At 64.3% G+C, this 17,886-nt stretch carries 25 protein-coding genes; 20 read left to right on the top strand and 5 right to left on the bottom strand.

Features of this window, described 5'->3' with window-relative positions; genetic code table 11:
- Positions 1-62 precede the first annotated feature (62 nt).
- The 20 genes from IVA87_RS34360 (at position 63) to IVA87_RS34265 (ending at position 15,238) form a co-directional block, all read left to right on the top strand.
- On the top strand, positions 63-500 hold the full coding sequence (locus tag IVA87_RS34360) for a phage tail tube protein (RefSeq protein ID WP_247337485.1): 438 nt from the start codon (positions 63-65) through the stop codon (positions 498-500).
- Positions 500-892 (top strand): HK97-gp10 family putative phage morphogenesis protein, encoded by a 393-nt coding sequence (locus IVA87_RS34355; RefSeq protein WP_247337483.1) that lies wholly within the window; start codon positions 500-502, stop codon positions 890-892. The genes IVA87_RS34360 and IVA87_RS34355 overlap by 1 nt, the downstream gene beginning before the upstream one ends.
- A gap of 6 nt (positions 893-898) precedes the next feature.
- Positions 899-1,324: a gene transfer agent family protein gene (locus tag IVA87_RS34350; protein WP_247337481.1), complete on the top strand. Its 426-nt coding sequence runs from the start codon at positions 899-901 to the stop codon at positions 1,322-1,324.
- A 35-nt stretch (positions 1,325-1,359) separates the two neighbouring features.
- Positions 1,360-1,497 carry a hypothetical protein gene (locus IVA87_RS34345; RefSeq protein WP_247337479.1) on the top strand — a complete coding sequence of 46 codons (138 nt, stop codon included), beginning with the start codon at positions 1,360-1,362 and terminating at the stop codon, positions 1,495-1,497.
- A 2-nt stretch (positions 1,498-1,499) separates the two neighbouring features.
- Positions 1,500-3,635, top strand: coding sequence for a hypothetical protein (locus IVA87_RS34340; RefSeq protein WP_247337477.1), 2,136 nt, complete (start codon positions 1,500-1,502; stop codon positions 3,633-3,635).
- A complete protein-coding gene (locus IVA87_RS34335) occupies positions 3,635-4,276 on the top strand; it encodes a hypothetical protein (RefSeq protein ID WP_247337476.1) in 642 nt (213 codons plus the stop codon). Before IVA87_RS34340 ends, IVA87_RS34335 begins: the two co-directional genes overlap by 1 nt.
- The gene (locus tag IVA87_RS34330; protein ID WP_247337473.1) at positions 4,273-4,437 is read left to right on the top strand and encodes a hypothetical protein; all 165 of its coding nucleotides are present in this window, start codon (positions 4,273-4,275) and stop codon (positions 4,435-4,437) included. The genes IVA87_RS34335 and IVA87_RS34330 overlap by 4 nt, the downstream gene beginning before the upstream one ends.
- Positions 4,434-5,144, top strand: a complete 711-nt coding sequence (locus tag IVA87_RS34325) for a hypothetical protein (RefSeq protein WP_247337471.1) — start codon at positions 4,434-4,436, stop codon at positions 5,142-5,144. The genes IVA87_RS34330 and IVA87_RS34325 overlap by 4 nt, the downstream gene beginning before the upstream one ends.
- Positions 5,141-5,605: a GCN5 family acetyltransferase gene (locus tag IVA87_RS34320; RefSeq protein ID WP_247337468.1), complete on the top strand. Its 465-nt coding sequence runs from the start codon at positions 5,141-5,143 to the stop codon at positions 5,603-5,605. The genes IVA87_RS34325 and IVA87_RS34320 overlap by 4 nt, the downstream gene beginning before the upstream one ends.
- The gene (locus IVA87_RS34315; protein ID WP_247337467.1) at positions 5,605-8,592 is read left to right on the top strand and encodes a phage tail protein; all 2,988 of its coding nucleotides are present in this window, start codon (positions 5,605-5,607) and stop codon (positions 8,590-8,592) included. The genes IVA87_RS34320 and IVA87_RS34315 overlap by 1 nt, the downstream gene beginning before the upstream one ends.
- Positions 8,589-9,053: a phage tail assembly chaperone gene (locus tag IVA87_RS34310; protein WP_247337465.1), complete on the top strand. Its 465-nt coding sequence runs from the start codon at positions 8,589-8,591 to the stop codon at positions 9,051-9,053. Before IVA87_RS34315 ends, IVA87_RS34310 begins: the two co-directional genes overlap by 4 nt.
- 11 nt (positions 9,054-9,064) lie before the next feature.
- On the top strand, positions 9,065-10,576 hold the full coding sequence (locus IVA87_RS34305) for a carbohydrate-binding protein (RefSeq protein ID WP_247337463.1): 1,512 nt from the start codon (positions 9,065-9,067) through the stop codon (positions 10,574-10,576).
- Positions 10,573-11,571, top strand: coding sequence for a hypothetical protein (locus IVA87_RS34300; protein WP_247337461.1), 999 nt, complete (start codon positions 10,573-10,575; stop codon positions 11,569-11,571). The genes IVA87_RS34305 and IVA87_RS34300 overlap by 4 nt, the downstream gene beginning before the upstream one ends.
- 300 nt (positions 11,572-11,871) lie before the next feature.
- On the top strand, positions 11,872-13,092 hold the full coding sequence (locus IVA87_RS34295; protein ID WP_247337459.1) for a M15 family metallopeptidase: 1,221 nt from the start codon (positions 11,872-11,874) through the stop codon (positions 13,090-13,092).
- Positions 13,089-13,358: a hypothetical protein gene (locus IVA87_RS34290; protein ID WP_247337458.1), complete on the top strand. Its 270-nt coding sequence runs from the start codon at positions 13,089-13,091 to the stop codon at positions 13,356-13,358. The genes IVA87_RS34295 and IVA87_RS34290 overlap by 4 nt, the downstream gene beginning before the upstream one ends.
- Complete coding sequence (locus IVA87_RS34285) at positions 13,355-13,798, top strand: hypothetical protein (RefSeq protein WP_247337456.1); 444 nt, start codon at positions 13,355-13,357, stop codon at positions 13,796-13,798. The genes IVA87_RS34290 and IVA87_RS34285 overlap by 4 nt, the downstream gene beginning before the upstream one ends.
- 137 nt (positions 13,799-13,935) lie before the next feature.
- Complete coding sequence (locus IVA87_RS34280; RefSeq protein ID WP_247337454.1) at positions 13,936-14,355, top strand: hypothetical protein; 420 nt, start codon at positions 13,936-13,938, stop codon at positions 14,353-14,355.
- Positions 14,356-14,399: 44 nt separating this feature from the next.
- Positions 14,400-14,747 (top strand): septal ring lytic transglycosylase RlpA family protein, encoded by a 348-nt coding sequence (locus IVA87_RS34275; protein ID WP_247337452.1) that lies wholly within the window; start codon positions 14,400-14,402, stop codon positions 14,745-14,747.
- A complete protein-coding gene (locus IVA87_RS34270) occupies positions 14,744-14,905 on the top strand; it encodes a hypothetical protein (protein ID WP_247337450.1) in 162 nt (53 codons plus the stop codon). Before IVA87_RS34275 ends, IVA87_RS34270 begins: the two co-directional genes overlap by 4 nt.
- Before the next feature lie 42 nt (positions 14,906-14,947).
- A complete protein-coding gene (locus IVA87_RS34265; protein ID WP_247337448.1) occupies positions 14,948-15,238 on the top strand; it encodes a hypothetical protein in 291 nt (96 codons plus the stop codon).
- Between the two features lie 188 nt (positions 15,239-15,426).
- Here IVA87_RS34265 and IVA87_RS34260 read toward each other — a convergent pair whose 3' ends face one another.
- Genes IVA87_RS34260 through IVA87_RS34240 form a run of 5 tightly spaced genes read right to left on the bottom strand, consistent with a single transcriptional unit; the run spans position 15,427 to position 17,559 of the window.
- On the bottom strand, positions 15,427-16,017 hold the full coding sequence (locus IVA87_RS34260; RefSeq protein WP_247337445.1) for a DNA ligase: 591 nt from the start codon (positions 16,015-16,017) through the stop codon (positions 15,427-15,429).
- A 48-nt stretch (positions 16,018-16,065) separates the two neighbouring features.
- Positions 16,066-16,281: a hypothetical protein gene (locus tag IVA87_RS34255; RefSeq protein ID WP_247337443.1), complete on the bottom strand. Its 216-nt coding sequence runs from the start codon at positions 16,279-16,281 to the stop codon at positions 16,066-16,068.
- Positions 16,278-16,550, bottom strand: a complete 273-nt coding sequence (locus IVA87_RS34250) for a hypothetical protein (RefSeq protein ID WP_247337442.1) — start codon at positions 16,548-16,550, stop codon at positions 16,278-16,280. Before IVA87_RS34250 ends, IVA87_RS34255 begins: the two co-directional genes overlap by 4 nt.
- Positions 16,547-17,062, bottom strand: a complete 516-nt coding sequence (locus IVA87_RS34245; protein ID WP_247337440.1) for a hypothetical protein — start codon at positions 17,060-17,062, stop codon at positions 16,547-16,549. The genes IVA87_RS34250 and IVA87_RS34245 overlap by 4 nt, the downstream gene beginning before the upstream one ends.
- On the bottom strand, positions 17,059-17,559 hold the full coding sequence (locus tag IVA87_RS34240) for a hypothetical protein (RefSeq protein ID WP_247337437.1): 501 nt from the start codon (positions 17,557-17,559) through the stop codon (positions 17,059-17,061). The genes IVA87_RS34245 and IVA87_RS34240 overlap by 4 nt, the downstream gene beginning before the upstream one ends.
- Between the last annotated feature and the right edge of the window lie 327 nt (positions 17,560-17,886).

Raw genomic sequence — 17,886 nt, 5'->3', positions numbered from 1 at the left:
CGCCATGCGCGCGACGACCAGGCCGCGATGATCGCGGCTGTTTTCCAAGAAAGGGAAAGATCATGGCGAAACCGACTGTCATTGCGGGAACGAAACTGCTGCTCTTGGTTGGCGACGGCGCCAGCCCGGAAGTGTTCGCCGAACCGTGCGGCCTGACGACGAAGTCGTTTGACATGGCGGCGTCGACCAATACGACGCTGATTCCGGATTGCGCGGATCCGGAGGCACCGGCCTGGGAGGCGACCGACATCAACGCGCTGTCGGCGACCGGATCCGGGACCGGCGTCATGGCGGTGGAATCGTTCGACAAGTGGAACGATTGGTTCATGTCCGCCGAGGGCAAGAACATGCAGATCAAGCTCGATCACGCCGATCTCGGCCACTATCTCGGATCGTTTAAACTGACCAGCTTCAAGCTCGCCGGCACGCGCGGCAACAAGGTGACCGTCGATTTGTCGTTCAAGAACGACGGCGGCGTGACCTGGGTTGCCAATCCCTGATGGCCGAGCCTGACGACGAGCTGCAGAGCTGGTTTTCCGGCCTGCCGTTCAAGCTCAAGCGCGAGCTCGCGGGCAGGCTCAAAGAGCAGGCCGACGAGCTCGCCGCCGCGATCAAGGCCGAGGCGCCGGTCGTATCAGGCACGTTGCGCGACAGCGTCAAGGTGCGGCGCCGGCGCAATGAGCTCGAGCTCGAGGTTGTCGCCGGCGGCCAGGCGACGAGCAAGGAAATCCGCAAGGGCGCCGGGGTCGATTACGATTATGCGCTTGCGGTCGAGTACGGCACGACCGAGCGGCCGGCCGAGCCGTTTTTCTACAACACGGCGCGCGAGCTGATGCCGGACATTCAAGAGAACATCGAGCAGGCCGTCGCCGACGTGCTTGACAAGGCGTGAGGGGCAATGAGCGCGAATGGAACGCGGTCCATCATCTGGGCGGGCGGCGAGGATCAGTTTTGCCTCGCCAAGGTCGGCCTGATCCTGGATCTCGAGGCGAAATGCGAGGCCGGTATCGCGACCGTGATGACGCGGCTTGGATCCGGCACCTGGCGCCTTAACGACGTGCGCGAGCCGATCCGGCTCGGACTGATCGGCGGCGGCATGGCGCCTGACAAGGCGATGCAAGCGGTGCGCAATCATGTCGACGGCAATCCGCTGACGTCGAGCGTGCTGCTTGCCTATGCAATCCTTGAGGCGGTCATGGTCGGCGTGCCCGACGATCCGGTCGGCAAAAAGCCTGACGGCGACGACCAGGGAAAAGCCGAGCCGGCGGAGGCGCAGCAAACCGGCTCCATCACGACGACGGACGCCTCCGACGCTCCGAATTAATCGCGATCGGCGCCAGGTTCGGCTGGTCGCCGCGCGTGGTCGAGGATCTCACGCTCTGGGAGATCGTCGCCTTTATCGACGGCTACAACCGCGCCAACGCGGATCCGGAAAAACCGGAAGCGATGAGCGACGACGATTTCGACGCCATGCTCGCCAAACACAAGGTTGCATAGACATGCCGGCGCCGTCACTGCGGATTCCGATGCTGCTCAACATGGACGGCTTTCAAAAGAACATTGAAAGCGCCAAGGGGCTGACGTCGACAGCTACCAAGTTCATCACCAAGCAGTTTATCGACATGAACGCGCAGGTGCTGGCGACGCAGGGCGCGGCCGGCGGCGCCGTGCTCGGCTTTCGTTCGCTGCTCGGCGTGCTCGGTCCGCTGTCGATCGCGGTTTCCGGAATCGTCGGCGTGTTCAAACTGATGGGCTATGCGACCGAGCTCGCCAAAGAAAAGATCGAGGAGTTTAACGAGATCGCCGAGAAGGCGGCCAAGTCGAACGTCTCGACCGATTTTTTCCAGCGCTTCACCAAATCAGGCGAGCAGCTGCGCCTGACGGTCGACGAGGTCAATGCAGCGCTCGAGCGTTTCAATAATGCATCGCGCGACCAGCTCGGGGGGTCCGCGCTCGGCCAGCGTGTCGACGAGCTCAAGAAGGCCGGCAATTTCGAGGGCAATTCGGGCGTTGGCGCGCTTGGCAATGCGACCGAGACCGAGGCGAAGCTGCGCGCGACGGTGCAGCTGATCCGCGAAGCCTTCGAATCCGGCCAGCGCCTGGCCGGGCTCGATATCGCAAAAAATGCGTTCGGTCCTGAGATTACCGACCGGCTGCGCCAGGATGCGACCTTCCTCGACCAGATGCTCGAGACCGCGCAGAAATTGTCGGCTGACAAGATCGTCAGCGACGACCAGGTCGGCCAGGCGATCCAGCTGAAGACCCGCCTCGAGGAGGCGCAGAAGGTTCTCGCCGAGAAGTTCAAGCCGATTCAGGACGATCTCGCCAAGCTCGGCGTCAACTATCACGAAAGCTGGATCGGCGTCGTCGAGACCATGTCGTCAGCGGTGGAGAACGCAAACGCGCTCTATGCCGCGATCAAGCGGATCCCGGATGCGCTCGCCGATGCGGGATCGTCGTCGTTCTGGACCAAGCTGACCGAGGTCACGGGCAAGCTCGGCCTCAACTCGGATCCGAAAAGCCTCGGCATCATCTTTCCCGGCGAGCCTGGCTTTGCCGACGATCCTGCGCGCTCGCGCCTGGCCGCCGGCCTCAACAATCCGGAGGCCGTGCGCCGGGCCATGCAGCAGACGATCGACGCGCAGAGCAGGGTGCGCGGCGACACGTCGATTGCGCCGGCCAAGGCGCAGAATGATGTCGCCGACGCCTATGACCGCGCGATCGAGTCGCTTCAAAAGCATACGTCGCGACTGCAGGCCGACACGGCGGCGGTCGGCTTAGGGGCCGGCGCGCTCGAGGAGTACCGGGCCAAGAGCGCGCTGCTAACGGCGGCGCAGCAGGCCGGCATTCCCGTTCAGGGCGAGGTCGCCAAAAAGATCGACGAGATCTCGCGCGCGGCTGGCGCTGCTGGCGAGGCGCTGGCGAAAGCGCGGGTTGCCAGCGAGATCAAGTTCGGCGCCGGCTCGGCGTTCCTGACGCAGGAGGATGTGCAGATCGCGCAGCAGCTGCGCGGCATCTATGGCGACGACATTCCGGCGGCGATGGCCTCGAGCCAGGCCGCGGCGCTGCGCCTGGTCGACGCTAATCGGCAAGTCGCCTCGGCGATCTCGGGCGGTCTGACCGCGGCGATCGCCGATTCGATCGACGGCACCAAGACCGCGGGCCAGGCCTTTGGCGATTTCGCCAAGGTGGCGCTGCGCGCGATCGAGGAGGTGATCATCAAGCTGCTGGTAGTCGGGCCGCTGATGCGATCGCTGCAGGGCGCGTTCGGTGGGTTCGACCTGTTCGGCGGTGGCGGCAGCGGCAGCGCGATGGGCACGATCCAGGTCGGATCGCAACTGTTTCCGCAGTTCGCCGGCGGCACGGATTATGCGCCAGGCGGACCGGCGATCGTCGGCGAGAACGGTCCGGAGATCGTCAACCTGCCGCGCGGCGCGCAGGTGATCCCGAACGATATCGCGCGGCAGATGGGCGGCAATGGCGTCAGCGTGCCGATCAATATCACGATGGACGCGCGCGGTGCCGACAACGCCGCCGAGGCCAGGATCAATCGCCAGCTCGCCGAGCTGCGCGCCGAGCTGCCGTCGATCGTGGTCGAGTCGGTCAAGCGCGCGCAGAAAGGGCGAAACCTGTAATGGCACTCGGAGCTGAGCCTTTCGAGATCCTGGCCGATTTTCCCGGCTGGACCACGGCGTTTGAGCTGATGGCGCGCCAGGAACAGTCGCGGTCGGCCGCCGGCATCACCTATGTCAAGGAGCTTGGGCCGCCGCTCTGGACGCTCAAGGCGCAATCCAAGGTGCTGCCGCCGAATGTGCTCGACCATTGGCGCGCGCGGCTCAAGGTGCTCGAGGGCGGGCTCTACACGTTTCGCGCCTATCCGCTGTCCAGGGTTTATCCGATCGCCTATCCGCGCGGATCCTGGCCGACCGGCGCCGGTTTTGACGGCGTCTCGGCCTCGCTCGCGGCCGTGAACGCTAACCGCAAGGCGATCGCGATCGGCGATCTTCCGGCCGGCTTTACCTTTGGCGTCGGCGATTATCTCGCGATCGGGACCGACCTGCACCAGGTGCTCGAGGCCGCGGTCGCGGACGGCGCCGGCCTGACGGCGCAATTCGAGGTGCGGCCGCACATTTGGCCTGGCGTCGTCGCCGGCGGCGATGCCGTCGCGGTCTACAGGCCGGCCTGCGTCATGGCGCTGGTGCCGGGGTCGATATCGACCGATGCCTCGCTCAGTGGGTGGGGCACGGTTTCATTTCAGGGGATCGAGATCCGATGACTCTGTTTTTCGTGGCGAGGACCGACGCCGGCGCGCAGGACGGCATGCAGCGGGTGTTCGGCGCGTTCGATACGCGCGCCGAGGCCGAGGCCTTCATGGCCGGTCTGCAGGCCTATATGCGCGGTGAGTTCGCCATTTATGACGGGCAGCCGGTCGCATGACGCGCGCCATTTCTGCCGAAAATTTTGCGGCGCTGACCGACCGGCGCCTGGTCGCGCGCGACTTCATCTGGTTCGTGGTCAAGGATCTGGTCACGGACAACCCGGTGACGGACGGCTATTGGTCCGACGTCGGCAACATCTCGGCCGATGTCATCGATCCCGATACGGGCTCGGTTGCGACCAGGACGTTTTACGGCGCCGGCGGGTTGATCTCGATCTCCGACGTGCCGCTGGTCTCCAACCTGACCGTGCAGCACGTCACGGTTACGCTGTCGCAGGTGTCGGACCGGATCAATGACCTGGTGCGCGGCTATGAGTGCAAGCAGGGCCGGGTTCAGATCTTTCGCGGCCTGTTCGATCCCGCGACGCGCGCGCAGGTCGCGCCGGCCTTCCCGCGCTTTGCCGGCACGATCGACGAGGCGCCGATCACCACGCCGAAAGAGGGCGGATCCGGCGACGTCACGCTGACCTGCACGGGCAACACGCAGGAGCTGACGCGATCCAATCCCGACACGCGATCCGATGCCTCGCAGAAGGTGCGCGATGCCTCCGACGATTTTCTGCGTCACACGGCGACGGTTGCGGATTGGCAACTGTTCTGGGGCAAGGATCCCGGAACGATCGGCTCCAAGAGCGGCGGCAGTGGCGGATCCTCGCTCGCCTCGCGTGCGCTCGCCGGCGCCGGCGCTGTGCTGGGACGCGTATGATCCGGCAGGCCAAGCGCAGCGATGTCGCGCGCGCGGTCGAGCTACTGCGCGACTCGCACGAAGCGGCGGGCTTTGCGCGCCGCGAGGGTGCGGGCTTTCGCGTGCCGTTCGTGCCTGCTTATGCCGAGCGGGTGTTTTTGCGGCATCACGATATGATGGAGATGAACGCCTGCTGCCTGGTGCACGACGTCGGCGGGACCGCGCAGGGCCTGTTGCTGGCAATGGCCTATGAGCATCCGTTCGGGCCGGTCTGGATGGCTGCCGAAACGGTCTGGTGGATCGATCCGGCGCATCGCGGCCGCGCGGCGATCGCCATGCTCGACGCTTATGAGGCCTGGTCGGCGTCAAAGGGCTGCAGCTTCGCCGGCATGGCCGGCATGGGCGACGATCCCGCCGTCGCAAAACTCTATTTGCGCCGCGGCTATTTTGTCGCGGAAACGCATTTCCTGAAGGCGCTCTGATGGCGATTTTCACCACGATCGCGACCGCGATCTCGGCCGCGTTCTTTGCCGGCAGCGCGATCGCCACGTCGATCATTGCCGGCGGCCTGGCGCTCGCGACGTCCTATGCGCTGCGTGCGCTGACCGGACAGCCGCAGCAGCAAGGCAAGCAGGATGCATTCGGCGTCCAGGGCAAGATCGCCGGCGGCGGCGACGTGCCGCGGTCGTTCGGCCTCGGCCGTCACGTCACGGCGGGGTCGCTGGTGTATGCCAACACGCACGGCGGCACCTCGCAAACGCCGAATGCCTTCCTGACGCAGGTCATCGCCTTGTCGGATCTGCCGGGCGAGCGCCTGGTCGGGCTCTGGGTCGACGGCACCAAGGTGACGCTCGCCGAGGGCGATGCGGATTTCGGCAGCGTCGGGGATCTCGGCTACCAGGTGCCGGAATATATCAAGCTGCTCGACGGCGAGAGCTCGCCGACCGCGCATCTGTTCGTGAAATTCTACAACGGCACGCAAACCGCAGCCGATGCCTACACGGTTGCGCATTGCTCGACCGACGAGCGGCCGTATACGTCGAATTTCGTCGGCAAAGGCATGTGCTACGCGATCGTTCATGCCTACGTGAACGAGGATCTCTGGAACGGATTTCCGACCTTCAAATTCGAGCTGTCGGGCGTGCCGCTCTATGATCCATCGCGGGATTCCACGGTCGGCGGATCCGGATCGCATCGCTACAACGATCCGGCGACCTGGGGCGGCGACGGCGACGACCTGCCGGCCGTGCAGATCTATAACATCTTGCGCGGCTTCTCTTACGGCGGCGCCTGGCTCTACGGTCTGCAGAATATGACGGCGGCGCGGCTGCCGGTCTCGAATTGGATCGCGCAGATCGCCAAATGCCGCGAGACGGTGATCGAGGATACCGGGCCGCAGCCGACCTATCGCACGGGCGGCCAGATCGATGTCAGCGCGCAGCCGGCCAACGCGATCGAGGCGCTGCTGACGGGTTGCCAGGGGCGGCTATCGGAGGTCGGCGGCTTCTACAAAGTGCATGTCGGCGCGCCGGATAGTCCGACGTTCACGTTTTCCGATGACGATATCCTGTCGACAGAAACGCAGGTTTACAGGCCGTTCTTTTCGCTGGCCGACAGCGTCAACGGGATCCAGGCAACCTATCCGGATCCCGACCAGGGCTGGAACAATGCAACGGCGCCGGCCTATTACCGGACCGATCTCGAGGCGCGCGACGGCAACCGGCGCCTGATGGCGAATCCGTCGTTCGATTTCGTGCCCTATCCGGAGCAGGTGCAGCGCCTGCAGAAATCTGCGATCGAGGAGGGCCAGCGCGCGCGCACGCACACGCTGACCTTGCCGCCGGCGTTCTGGATCGTCGAGCCTGGCGACGTCGGTGAATGGACGTCGGTTCGCAACGGCTACAGCGCCAAGCAGTTTCGCGTCGACGCCGCAATCGACAAGACCAACCTCGACGTCACGTTGAGCCTGACCGAGGTCGATCCGTCCGATTACGATTGGGATACCGGGGCCGATTTCAAGCCGGTCACGGGCGGCGGCACCATCTCCAATCCGCCGGCGCCGCAGCTGATCGATAATTTCGACGCGCAGCCATATACGCTACTCGACGCCGACGGCATCGGCCGCCGGCCGGCGATCCTGATCAGCTGGAACGTGCAGCCTGGCATCGCGGCGGTGCAATTCGAGGTGCGCCTTGCCGCGGACGGCTCGAGCGTGACGCGAGGCCGGACCGATCGGCCGATCGCGGGCAATCTGATCATCACGCAGTCGATCCTGCCCGATACCGATTACCAGGTGCGCGGGCGGTTCATGCCGACCACGCCGCGCGACATGCTGTGGTCGGATTGGGTCGACGTGACGACGCCGGACGTCCGATTTTCGCTGGCCGAGCTCGACGCCGCCTTGACCTATGCGACCACGACGCTGCGCGACCAGATTAAGGACGAGCTCGCCGAGGCCATTAACCGCATCGCCTCAATTGCGTCCGACATCGCTGCGCGCGCGCCGCTCGACAAGCAGGAATTGCGTTCACAACTCTCGGCGCGCTCCGAAGATGCTCTGGCACAGATCGATGACGTTCGGACCGTCGCTGTCACGACCGAGGCGGCGTTTGCGTCGTTCTCGACGACTGCGACCGCGACCTGGGGATCGACGACGGCGTTTGTGGAGCAGTCGGCCGAGGCGATCGCGACGCTCGACGGATATGCGGCCACAGCCTGGTCGGTCACGACCAGCGTCGACGGCCATGTCGCCGGGATCCAGCTGATCAACGGCGGCGGCGTGACCTCCGCGTTTATTGTCGTCGCCGATAAATTCCAGGTGCAGCTGGCCGGCTACAACGGCGGCGCTCCATTGCCCGTGTTTACGGTCGGCACCATCAATGGCGCCGCCGCGATCGGGATCAACGGCGCCAATCTGTATCTCGATGGCGATATCCTGACGCGTCACCTGGCCGCGCAGGCGGTGACTGCCGGCAAGATGGCCGCCAATTCGATCACGGCTGCAAATGGCGCGATCGAGGATCTTGCGGTTAAATCATTCAAGATCGGCGACAATGCGGTGACCGTGCCGGTCGTGCAGACGCTCGGCGCTCTCGTCAACATACCGATTAGCGGCGTGACATTTTTGTCCAGCACATTGAGCATCGACACGACGGGACTGTCCGGCAAGGTCGTCGCGATTTATGCAAACGTGACCTACAAATTCACGGTGGGCGGCGGTCTCCCTGGGACAGAGAACACGCAATGGCGATTGTACATCAATGGCTCGCAGGTGGATGGCTTCGACATCGTCATGGCTGCAAACCAGACGCTGATCGGATCGATGTCCGGCGCCACCACGATTACGGGGACCGGTGGTGTCGTGTCGGTTCCGGTGCAGGTCACGGGCGTGGCGGGCGGTGGTTCGGGATCCGGCGGTGATCGCGTCGCGGCCGGCGCATGTCTGTTTGCGATGGCGGCAAAGCGATGAATATTCATTTCGTGACGGAAGCGGGCGCGATGTTTCGGCCCGATGGCTCGATCGCCGAGGTCGGCGATATCGTGTCGTTTGGATCCGGTTCCGACTATGGTGACGGTTTCGAGACTAGCCTCTATCCGGGTTGCCAGGTTGCGATCGTCGACGACCAGCCGATCGATCCGCGCCGGCAAAGATTCGATGCCGTGGCGTGGAAGGTCGTCGCGAAAGACGCGCCGGATGCGTCGGCCGATCGGGTCGACGAGGTGCGCGCGGCCGTGCGCGCCGAGCTCGCGGCATCCGACAAATACGTGATGCCGGATTATCCGATTGCGGAGGACGATCGCGCCGCATGGGTGGCCTATCGCAAGGCGCTGCGCGATGCGTCCAAGGGCAACGTTACGGCGGCCGCGATGCTTGCCGCAATTCCAGCGCGGCCGGACGGCTCGCGCCTGACGCTCAACCTCGAAACCTGAAGGCAACGACCATGACTGCACTTTCGAGCTATTCGACCGGCACTGTCAGCGTCGGCGCCGGCGGAACGACCGTGACGGGTGTTGGTACAATCTGGAATGACGGTAGCGCCAAGCCCGGCGATATCCTGCAGATAGGCAATTTCCAGTCTGTGATTTCGGACGTCACAGATGGGACGCATCTCGTCATTCCGCCCTGGGGTGGGGGCGCGCAGGCAGGCGTTGCCTATAAGATTTGGCAGGTTTCCCCGCAGCGCTTCGCCGGCGCCGAGGCAATGGCGACGGTCAACAAACTGGTAGCGGCATTCAACACGACCGGCTTTTTCGTGTTCGTGTCGAGCATTGCGATCGTGCCCGATCCATCGCTTGGCGACGATGGGCAATATGCGTTGCAGCCGACGACCGGCAAGATGTGGGTCAAAACTGGCGGCGCATGGGTCTACCTCGGCATTTTCAAGGCGTTTCAGCTCACGGGCGCGTGGAGCGGCGCGACCGCATATGAAGTCGGCGATGTCGTGACGCTCAGTGGGTCGAGCTACGTTTGCGTGCTTGATCACACTAACCACACGCCTCCGAATACGACCTATTGGCAGTTGCTGGCGAGCAAGGGCGATACGGGTGCGACTGGTGCCGTTCCTTACGGTACACCTGCAGCATGGGTGACGGGACATAGTTATGTTGCCGGTCCTCCCGCGGATTTAGTTACCCATGTGAACGGCTCTCTATATCAATGTTTGGCCAGCCATACGTCAGGGACATTCCCAGCCGATCTTGCTGCCGGGAAATGGCTACTCATAGTCCATGGTGCAACTAACGGCACAAGCGTCACTTCTCTGGCGATTGGAACTGGATCGAAGGCCTTTGTAACGCAGATCGATCTTTTCTATAAGGTCGGCGCTCGCATACGCGCCACCTCGGCGGCGAATCCTTCGAACTGGATGGAGGGTGTTGTCACGGCGTACTCGCAAGACGCGAGCGGAGCAACGCTGACCATCAACATTGACAAGACCAACGGCAGCGGCACGTTCGCAGACTGGAATTTTAACATCGTCGGCCAGCCCGGCGCGGTGTCTTATCCGATTGGTTCGATCATCGATAGTGCCTACGCCGAGTACACCGCAAGCACTTCAATCACAGCAATCATTCCAACTGACGATACAGTTCCTCAAAGCGACGAAGGAGCCGAAATTTTAGCAGCGTCGATCACGCCGAAAAGCACAACCAATAAACTACGTGTTCGCTTCTCCGGGGAGTGCGCGCCGACAAATGCCGATAACATCATCGCGGCACTTTTCCTAAATTCCGAAACCGCCGCTAGAGCGGCGCGCTACTGCACTCAGCCGGCAGGGTTTGGAAATCTTATAATGGTTGAACATGAGTTTGTTCCGGGTGCAACAACAACCCAAACAGTTCATGTGCGCGTAGGTGCGGCTGTGGGCCCTATACGCTTTAACGGCAACGCAAGCGGACGGCTTTTCGGCGGCGTCAACCGCACTACCCTGGTTATTGAGGAAATCGTTGCGTGACCGTCTCCAAGCACTTCCGAACCGACTACGCAGGCGCGGGCTTCGTAGAAACGTGGAATGGAAAGCGAGTCATCGCGATCGGTGACTCGCTCATGATGGAGACCGCCGCTCAACTTGCCGACTATTATGGTTGGACGATCAACGACTTTGCTGATGGTGGGTACAGTTGTGCCGATGAAGGTCCGGCAACGTTTGCGCAAACGCCGGCACCAGGCGATATCTGCGTCATGTGGCTCGGCACCAATGACAAGAATTTGAGCCTCGACAGCTCGACGCGCGAGGCGGATTCGAAATCGGCGCACCTCGCCAACGTCCTGCACATGGCGATCAAGGACACGGGCAAGGTTCATGCGCAAAGCATGACGGCAGGCGGGACGTGGTCGAATTTGACCAACGTTGTAGACGCTCGGGGCAGGACATCCACAACGAACGGCTCGACCCTGACCGGTTCTGTTTCCGGGACGACGGTCGCCCTGACTGGATACTGGAACCAGTCACAAGCCGGGCAATTCAGCGTCACCATCGATGGTGTCAACAAAGGCACCTTCAACTGCTATCCGTCGTCGGGCGTTGTGCCTGGCAAGTTCGGCTATGGTCCGTTTGCGCTGCTCTTTACCGGATTGTCAGCAGGGTCGCACACTGTCGTCGTGACCGTTGTGTCGGCGACCGGAGCGAGCAACGGCGTCTATGTGTGTTGGATCGCCGGCCTAACCGCGGGCTCTGTCGTCACCTCTGATCCCTTGGTCGTCGTTGGCAATACCCACGACTACACGGCGGCGGGAAATGCCGCGCAGGGCACCTCGACCGCGCGTAACACTCGGTTCAAGACCATGATTGCCGACAATGTGATGACGGCGCGAAGCTATGGGCTCAACGTCGTTTTGGTCGATCTCGATGCGGTGCTCGGCGACGCAGACTTGGGGCCGGACGGTCTGCATCCGGTCCATACCGGCTACATCAAGGTGCGAGACGCCTTCGTGAGCGCTATCGGCTGACCAATAGAAACGCTGTCAGCGCCGCAATACCGAGCAGGGACGTTGCCGTGAGCCAAATCCGAACGCCTCGCTGAATTTCCTCTTTCGATGGCGGTGGGGTGTCGGGGCCTTCCGGTGTCTCCGCAGATGACATGATGCTTCGCATTTCCTGACGCCGAGGGTGTTCCGCGGCCGTATTCCATCCCGGCCGCATAATTGCGTGCGGCGCAGGGCTCGCGTTCTAGCTGTCGCAACTGACCCGCGCAATAGGCGCGCGCTCGCGCAATCTGACTTTTCAACCGCTGATCAGGAGAATTTGCCGTGCCGACCTGGCCTAAGGACACGCAAGCCGCCCGGAACGCCTTTTATGGCGATCCCGGCAAGGGCGAGATCGCGCCGCAGATGGTGCCGGTCGTGCCGCCGTTCGCAATGTATTACGAGGGGAAGCGCGTCAAGGCGATCCAGTTTCATCGCAAGGCGGCGGGCGCGCTGCTCGCCGCGCTCAATGAGATCTGGGACGCTTGCGGCCGCGATCAGAAACGGATCGATGCGGCTGGCGTCTCGAAATATGCCGGCGCCTACAATCATCGCATGGTGCGCGGCTCAAAGACCAAATGGTCGAACCATGCCTATGCCGCGGCGATCGATCTCAACGCCGAGGAAAACGGCCTCTATGCCAAGGGCAACATGCCGCAGTTCGTGATCGATGCGTTTTGCCGGCAGGGTGCGATGTGGGGCGGCTGGTACAAGGGCCGCAAGGATCCGATGCATTTCGAATTCGTCGACAATGGTGGACGCAAGCCGACGTCGCCGGCGCCGATCTTTGGCCGGCCGGCGCCGGCATTGCATCCGCAGACCGGCGCGCCCGTCGACGAGCTCGAGGAGCCGCCGGCGCCGATCGCGCCGAGCTCGCCGGCCGCGCCGCCGAACGTGCAGCCGCTCGATCCTGACGTGCGCGGCGATCCCGTGCTCTATGAGGTGCAGAAGCGTCTCAAGGCGCGGCGCTATTCGCCTGGCGTGCTCGATGGTCTCTGGGGCAGCGGCACCTCTGGCGCGCTCGGCGCCTTCCTCAACGATCGAGGCCTGGTGCTGCCGCTGCCGACGTCGGTCGAGGAGTTTCACGGTATCGCCGACCAGGTGCGCGACGAGCTCGGAAAGGCCGAGGCCGAGGGTTGGTATCGTCCGGTCAGCGAGGCGCGGGCGAAAGCGGATCCGAAAGTGCTGTCGCAGCTGGCGCCGGAGATCGCGCCGGTGCGGCGCAATTTCCTCGCCGCGCTCTGGGCCTCGATCGTCGCCGGCGCCGGCGCCGTCTATCAGACCGTCAGCGGTTACGTCTCCGAGGCCTGGGATTTCTTCACTGAGCATCGCGACGTAGTCGACGATCATCCGAACCTGGTCTCGAGCGCCTGGGATCATATCGCGGCGCTGCCGGTCGGCGCCTGGCTGCTGTTAGGGGCGGGCGGCCTCGCCTTCATCGCTTACAATTCTTGGCGCGCGATCAAGACGTCGACGCTCGCCGTGCAAACGGGGGAACGGCAATGATGTATTTGAAGGGCGCGCTTGCGCTGCTCGAGGCCTCGAGCCTGGTGACAAAGCTGGTCGTCGCGGCATCGCTCGCGCTGGCTGCGCTCGGCGCATACGGCATCTGGCATCACAAGGTTTTCCGCGCCGGCTATGACCGTGCGCTCGCCGACATCGCGGCCGAGGACAAGCGCGCGATCGGGCGGGCGACAGAGCTGCGCAAGACCTGGCGCGAATGTCGCGAGCGCGGCGGCCAATGGAGTCAAACCGAGGGGAGGTGCTCTTGATCAGGATTGTTTCGATCGCGGCGATCGCGCTGCTGCTCGCCGGTTGCGCCAGCAAAGGGCCGGCCTCGATCGCCGGCGGCGAGTGCCGGATTTTCGAGGCGCCGAAATACGAGGTCCGCGGCCAGCGCGACTATGACCAGGATTGGATCGACAGCCAGCTCGAGGGCGGCGTCGGCGGCTGTCATTGGAAGCGGCCGCAGAAGCGGCCGGCCGCGCTCGATGCGGCGCCTGTGCCGAGGGTTGCGCCGGCCAAGCCGGCCAGGCGCGGGATCCTGCGGCGGATCCGCGATCGCGTGCTGCCGGCGCGGGCCGCGCCGCCTGCAGCGGTGCTGCCGCTCGAGCCGGTGCCGCCGCCGGTGATTGCAGCGCCTGCGCCGCCGGCGCCGCGGCCGCCGCGCAGCGCGATCGAGCGGCTGCTCGAGCCGCGTGACGACGACTAGCGGACCGAGCTCGGCCGCGAACGGATCCGCCGGTCGCTGCGAACGGCCGGCAGATCCTGACCTGAGTGAAGCGTTCAACTTCAACGCAGGCTGGGAATGATCCTGGCTCAAACCTCTTAACGGCTGGGAAATCGAAATTGGAAAGCAGCAGCAACGTCGCAATCATTGCCGTCATCATCTCGGCCGTGACCATGCTGGTCATGGTCGGCGAGAAACTGTTCGGCGGCGGAAACAGGCTGGCGGCCATGTTCGCAAAGCTCGACAAGGACACGGCGACGGCGATCGAGAAGCTCAAGACCGAGCTGACCGGCCGCATCGACGAATACGAGGGCAATTATCGCGTCGGCTTAGATGCGATGCGCGCCAACATTCACGCGATGCAGATTGGCCTCCTCGAATTCCGCGCCAAGATGGCCGAGGAGTATCTGCCGAAGGGCGATCACGGCGAGGGCGTGCGCCAGATCAAAAGCGACATGCGCGAGGGGTTCAATCGCCTCGAGCAGCGGCTCGAGCGGATCGAGCGCAGCGAGCGAGCCGACAAGGGCGGCGGTTCCTAGCGCTAAAGTTTTCCCGCCCCTCAAAACCGAAAGCATCACCAAACATGAAAACCGCTTTTATCGCGGCGATCGCGCTCGCCTCGATCGCCTCGAGCTCGGCTGTGGCCGAGATCTGCCAAGCCTCGCAATATGGCGTCGGCGACGGCTATCACGGCCGGCGCACGGCCTCCGGCGCCAGGTTCAACACCTTCGCGGCGGATCCTTACACTGTCGCGCACAAATCGCGGCCGTTCGGCAGCGTCGTGACCATCACCAACTTGCGCAACGGCCGCAGCATCCGCGCCGTGGTCAACGATCGCGGGCCGTATGTCCGCGGCCGCTGCGTCGATCTCGGCCGCGCCGGCGCGATCGCGCTCGGCATGGGCGCGGTGGCCAGGGTCAGCGTCGAATGAGCCTCCTGCGGCGCTTGGCGCGCGCTTTCGCCATCGGCCTCGGCCTGGTGCTGATCGCGCCGATCCTGGCGGTCTATGGCCTCTGGCTCGCCGGCGGCCGCCTGGCCGACATCCTCGAGCAGCGCGGCATGCGCCGGCGCCGGCGGGATCGAGACTAAATCCGCGCCGGCGGGATCCGGCAATCCAAAGGAGCATATCCGATGAGTTATTCATTCAGCGTCAAGGCGCCGAACAAGGCGGCCGCCAAGGCCGCGGTCGCCGCCGAATTCGACAAGGTGGTCGCGTCGCAGCCGATCCACGCGCGCGATCGGGCGGCCGCGCTCGCCAATGCCGGCGCGGCGATCGACGCGCTGGTCGACGACGAGGCGCTGCATGTCAGCGTCAATCTGAGCGGATCGGTCGGCTGGCGCGATGTGCTGACCGAGGCCGGCGACAATCCGCTGACGTCGGTCAGCATCTCGGCCAGCGCCTCGCTGTTCAAGCCGGAGTGAGATCCGGCCGGCGCGCTGTTGCCGCGCGGCCGGCCGCGGCGGCGCCTGGGCAGGGTTGACCAGGCCTCGCGAGAAACCCGCCAGGGGCGTCCCTGGCGGGTTTTTTCGTGCGCGAGGCTGCGGAGCTGCGGCCGGGGTCGTTTTAACGCACCACGGGGCCGCGCTGCGAATCCTGGCGCGGGTCTGTTTCATTCAAACCGGCGCGACATCGCCGGATGCGCGCGGTTCTTGATCTTGAGCCAGTCGCAGGTCCGCGGTCGGTAGCGCCGCTCGCGATGCTTGGAAACGATCCCCTCGAGCTCGAAACGGCAGGCGGCCTCGAACAGGTCCGGACCGATCGCGCCTGGCTCGAACGGCGCGACAAAGATCCCCTCGGCGCGCTGGCGCAGCAGCTTGTCGAGCTCGGCCTTGCGCTCGAACAGCGGTAGTTGGCGCAGATCGTCGCCGCCGAGCTCGACCAGGTCGAACGCGTAGAGCTGGGCCTCGGCGTTGTGCTTGCCGGAATGCAGCGCGTCGAAATCTGAGATCCCGCGGACGTCGAGAATGACGATCTCGCCGTCGATCGCAAAGCGCGCCTGGCGCAGCTTGCGGGCGGTCTCGACGATCCAGGGAAAGCGCCAGGTCCAATCGAGGCCGGCCTTGGACTCGAGCCGCACGGCCTCGCCGTCGCGCACCAGGCGCGCGCGATAACCGTCGTATTTGATTTCGTGGATCCAGTCGGGACCGGCCGGCACGGCCTTGGCGGCCTTCGGAACGCAAAACTCGAAACCTTTGGGCATGCCGCCGATATAGTCGCGCCGGCGCCTGGCGCCAGGGGCGGTTCGATCCTATTCGCTGTCGGCCTCGAGCTCGCGCACCAGGCGCCGGACCTTCGCTGGCGTCAGCAGCCGCAGCAGCAACTCGACCGCGCGCGGGATCTCGAGCGGCTCGACCTGGCGCAGCATCTTGCGGAAATGTTGCGGCGAGATCCCGACCAGGCGCGCAAAGGCCTGCTGCGAGATCTCGAGGCGCTCGAGGTGCGCGCGGGCCTGGTCGGGCGTCATTCGGTGCACGTCGTTTCCTTCGCGAGCTCGAGGATCGCGGCCGACTTGGCCTCGAGCAGGCGCGGAAACTTTTGCTCGAGGATCCGGCCGCTCGGCATCACCACGTAATAGGGCCGCAGCGCGGTCGGATGGGCGACCGCGCGGATCCATAGCCCATTGGGCGCGCCGTCGACTAGCATTTGCTGATGCGCGCGGCAGATCGAGGCCTGCCGGCGCCAGCTGATGCGGTTGGCGCGCTCGGTCGCGGCGAGGTTAAATCCCTCGATCATGCCGCGGCCTCGAGCTCGGCGCCGGCGGCGATCGGCGCCGCCTGCTCGCGCAGCCAGGCGCCGAGCTGCTTGCGCTGCGCCAGGTAAGATCCGGTTGCGAACGTCACGACGCCGGCGAGATCCGGCGCCTGGCGCAGCATCGCCTCGCCGAGCCGGCGATAGAGTTCGCCGCCGACAATGAAGGCCGAGCCGGCCTGGCGCACGGCCTGCTCGAGGCGCCAGACGTGATTGCTGGTCGTGCAGATCCGCTCGGCGGCCTTGTCGTCCATCTTGCGGTCATAGGTCTCGATCGCGATGCCTGGCTCGAGAAAGCCATACAGTGCCGAGATCGCGGCGACGTTGGTCAGCGGAAAGCCCGAGGCGCGCACCTGGCGCCAGGTCGGGCCGTCGTAGAGATACGAAAACCGCACCAGGTCGCCGGCGACGACCTTTCGCTTGGTGCTCGAGCAGCTCATGACGAGCAGGGGGCGGCCGGCCTCGATCGGGAAAACAAACGGAACGGGATAGGTCATTGCGCGAGCTCCGCCGCGCTCTCGGCGCGCAGCTTCGAGAATTCGCGCGAGGCGGCGTTGTAGCGGTCGCGGAATTCCGCCGGCGGCGTGCCACCGTCCTTGATCCAGGTCGCGACGACTTCCTTTTCCATCGCCGACAATTGGGCGGAAAGCTCGGCAATCCGTTTGTGTCGCTCGATCTTGCTGCGCGCGGCCTGGCGAGCCTTGGCGACCAGGTCGTCGCGGTCGACGGCGGCGAGCACCTCGGCGAGGATAGCGGCCTGCGCCTTTTTGTCGGGATCGAGCTGGCGGGTGTGGAAATATCCGGGCTCGCCATGCTTCGCGATCGAGTTTTTGTAAATGATCCCCTCGAGGATCCGGCTGCGGTCGCGGCGCTGCTGCACGGCCCAAATGTGGAAGCGGTCGGCGCCGATCGTCCAGCCGATCGCAAACTTGTCGCTGAACGCGTCGCTGTTGACGCTGTCGACGTGAACGTTTTCGATTTTCGGTTTTGCCATTGCTCGAGATCCTGGGTTCGCCGGCGCAGCAGCACGCCGGGATCTCGCGCATAGCGCATAATGCGCTATGTGTCTACACGCAGCGTGTATAATTCGCGGTATACCAGCGCCGCGCGCGTTTCGCTGTGCGAAATCAGTTCGGGAATTAGTTCGGTAATTTTGCCCGTGTTGCGTCGGCATCGGCCGACTTTGTCCGGCATCCGTTCTAGTCGGTCCGTGTACTAATAAAATTTCACGGTGCTACTAAGCCTTGGTTCTGCTTGGCTTTTCGGCCTGCAAATTTGGCGATCCCGGCAGGACTCGAACCTGCAACCCGCGGAGTAGAAA

Source organism: Bradyrhizobium sp. 147, from assembly GCF_023073935.1.
Taxonomy (GTDB): Bacteria; Pseudomonadota; Alphaproteobacteria; order Rhizobiales; family Xanthobacteraceae; genus Bradyrhizobium.
Note: the sequence above shows the minus strand (reverse complement) of the source record. Positions and strands in the feature narration are given on the sequence as shown.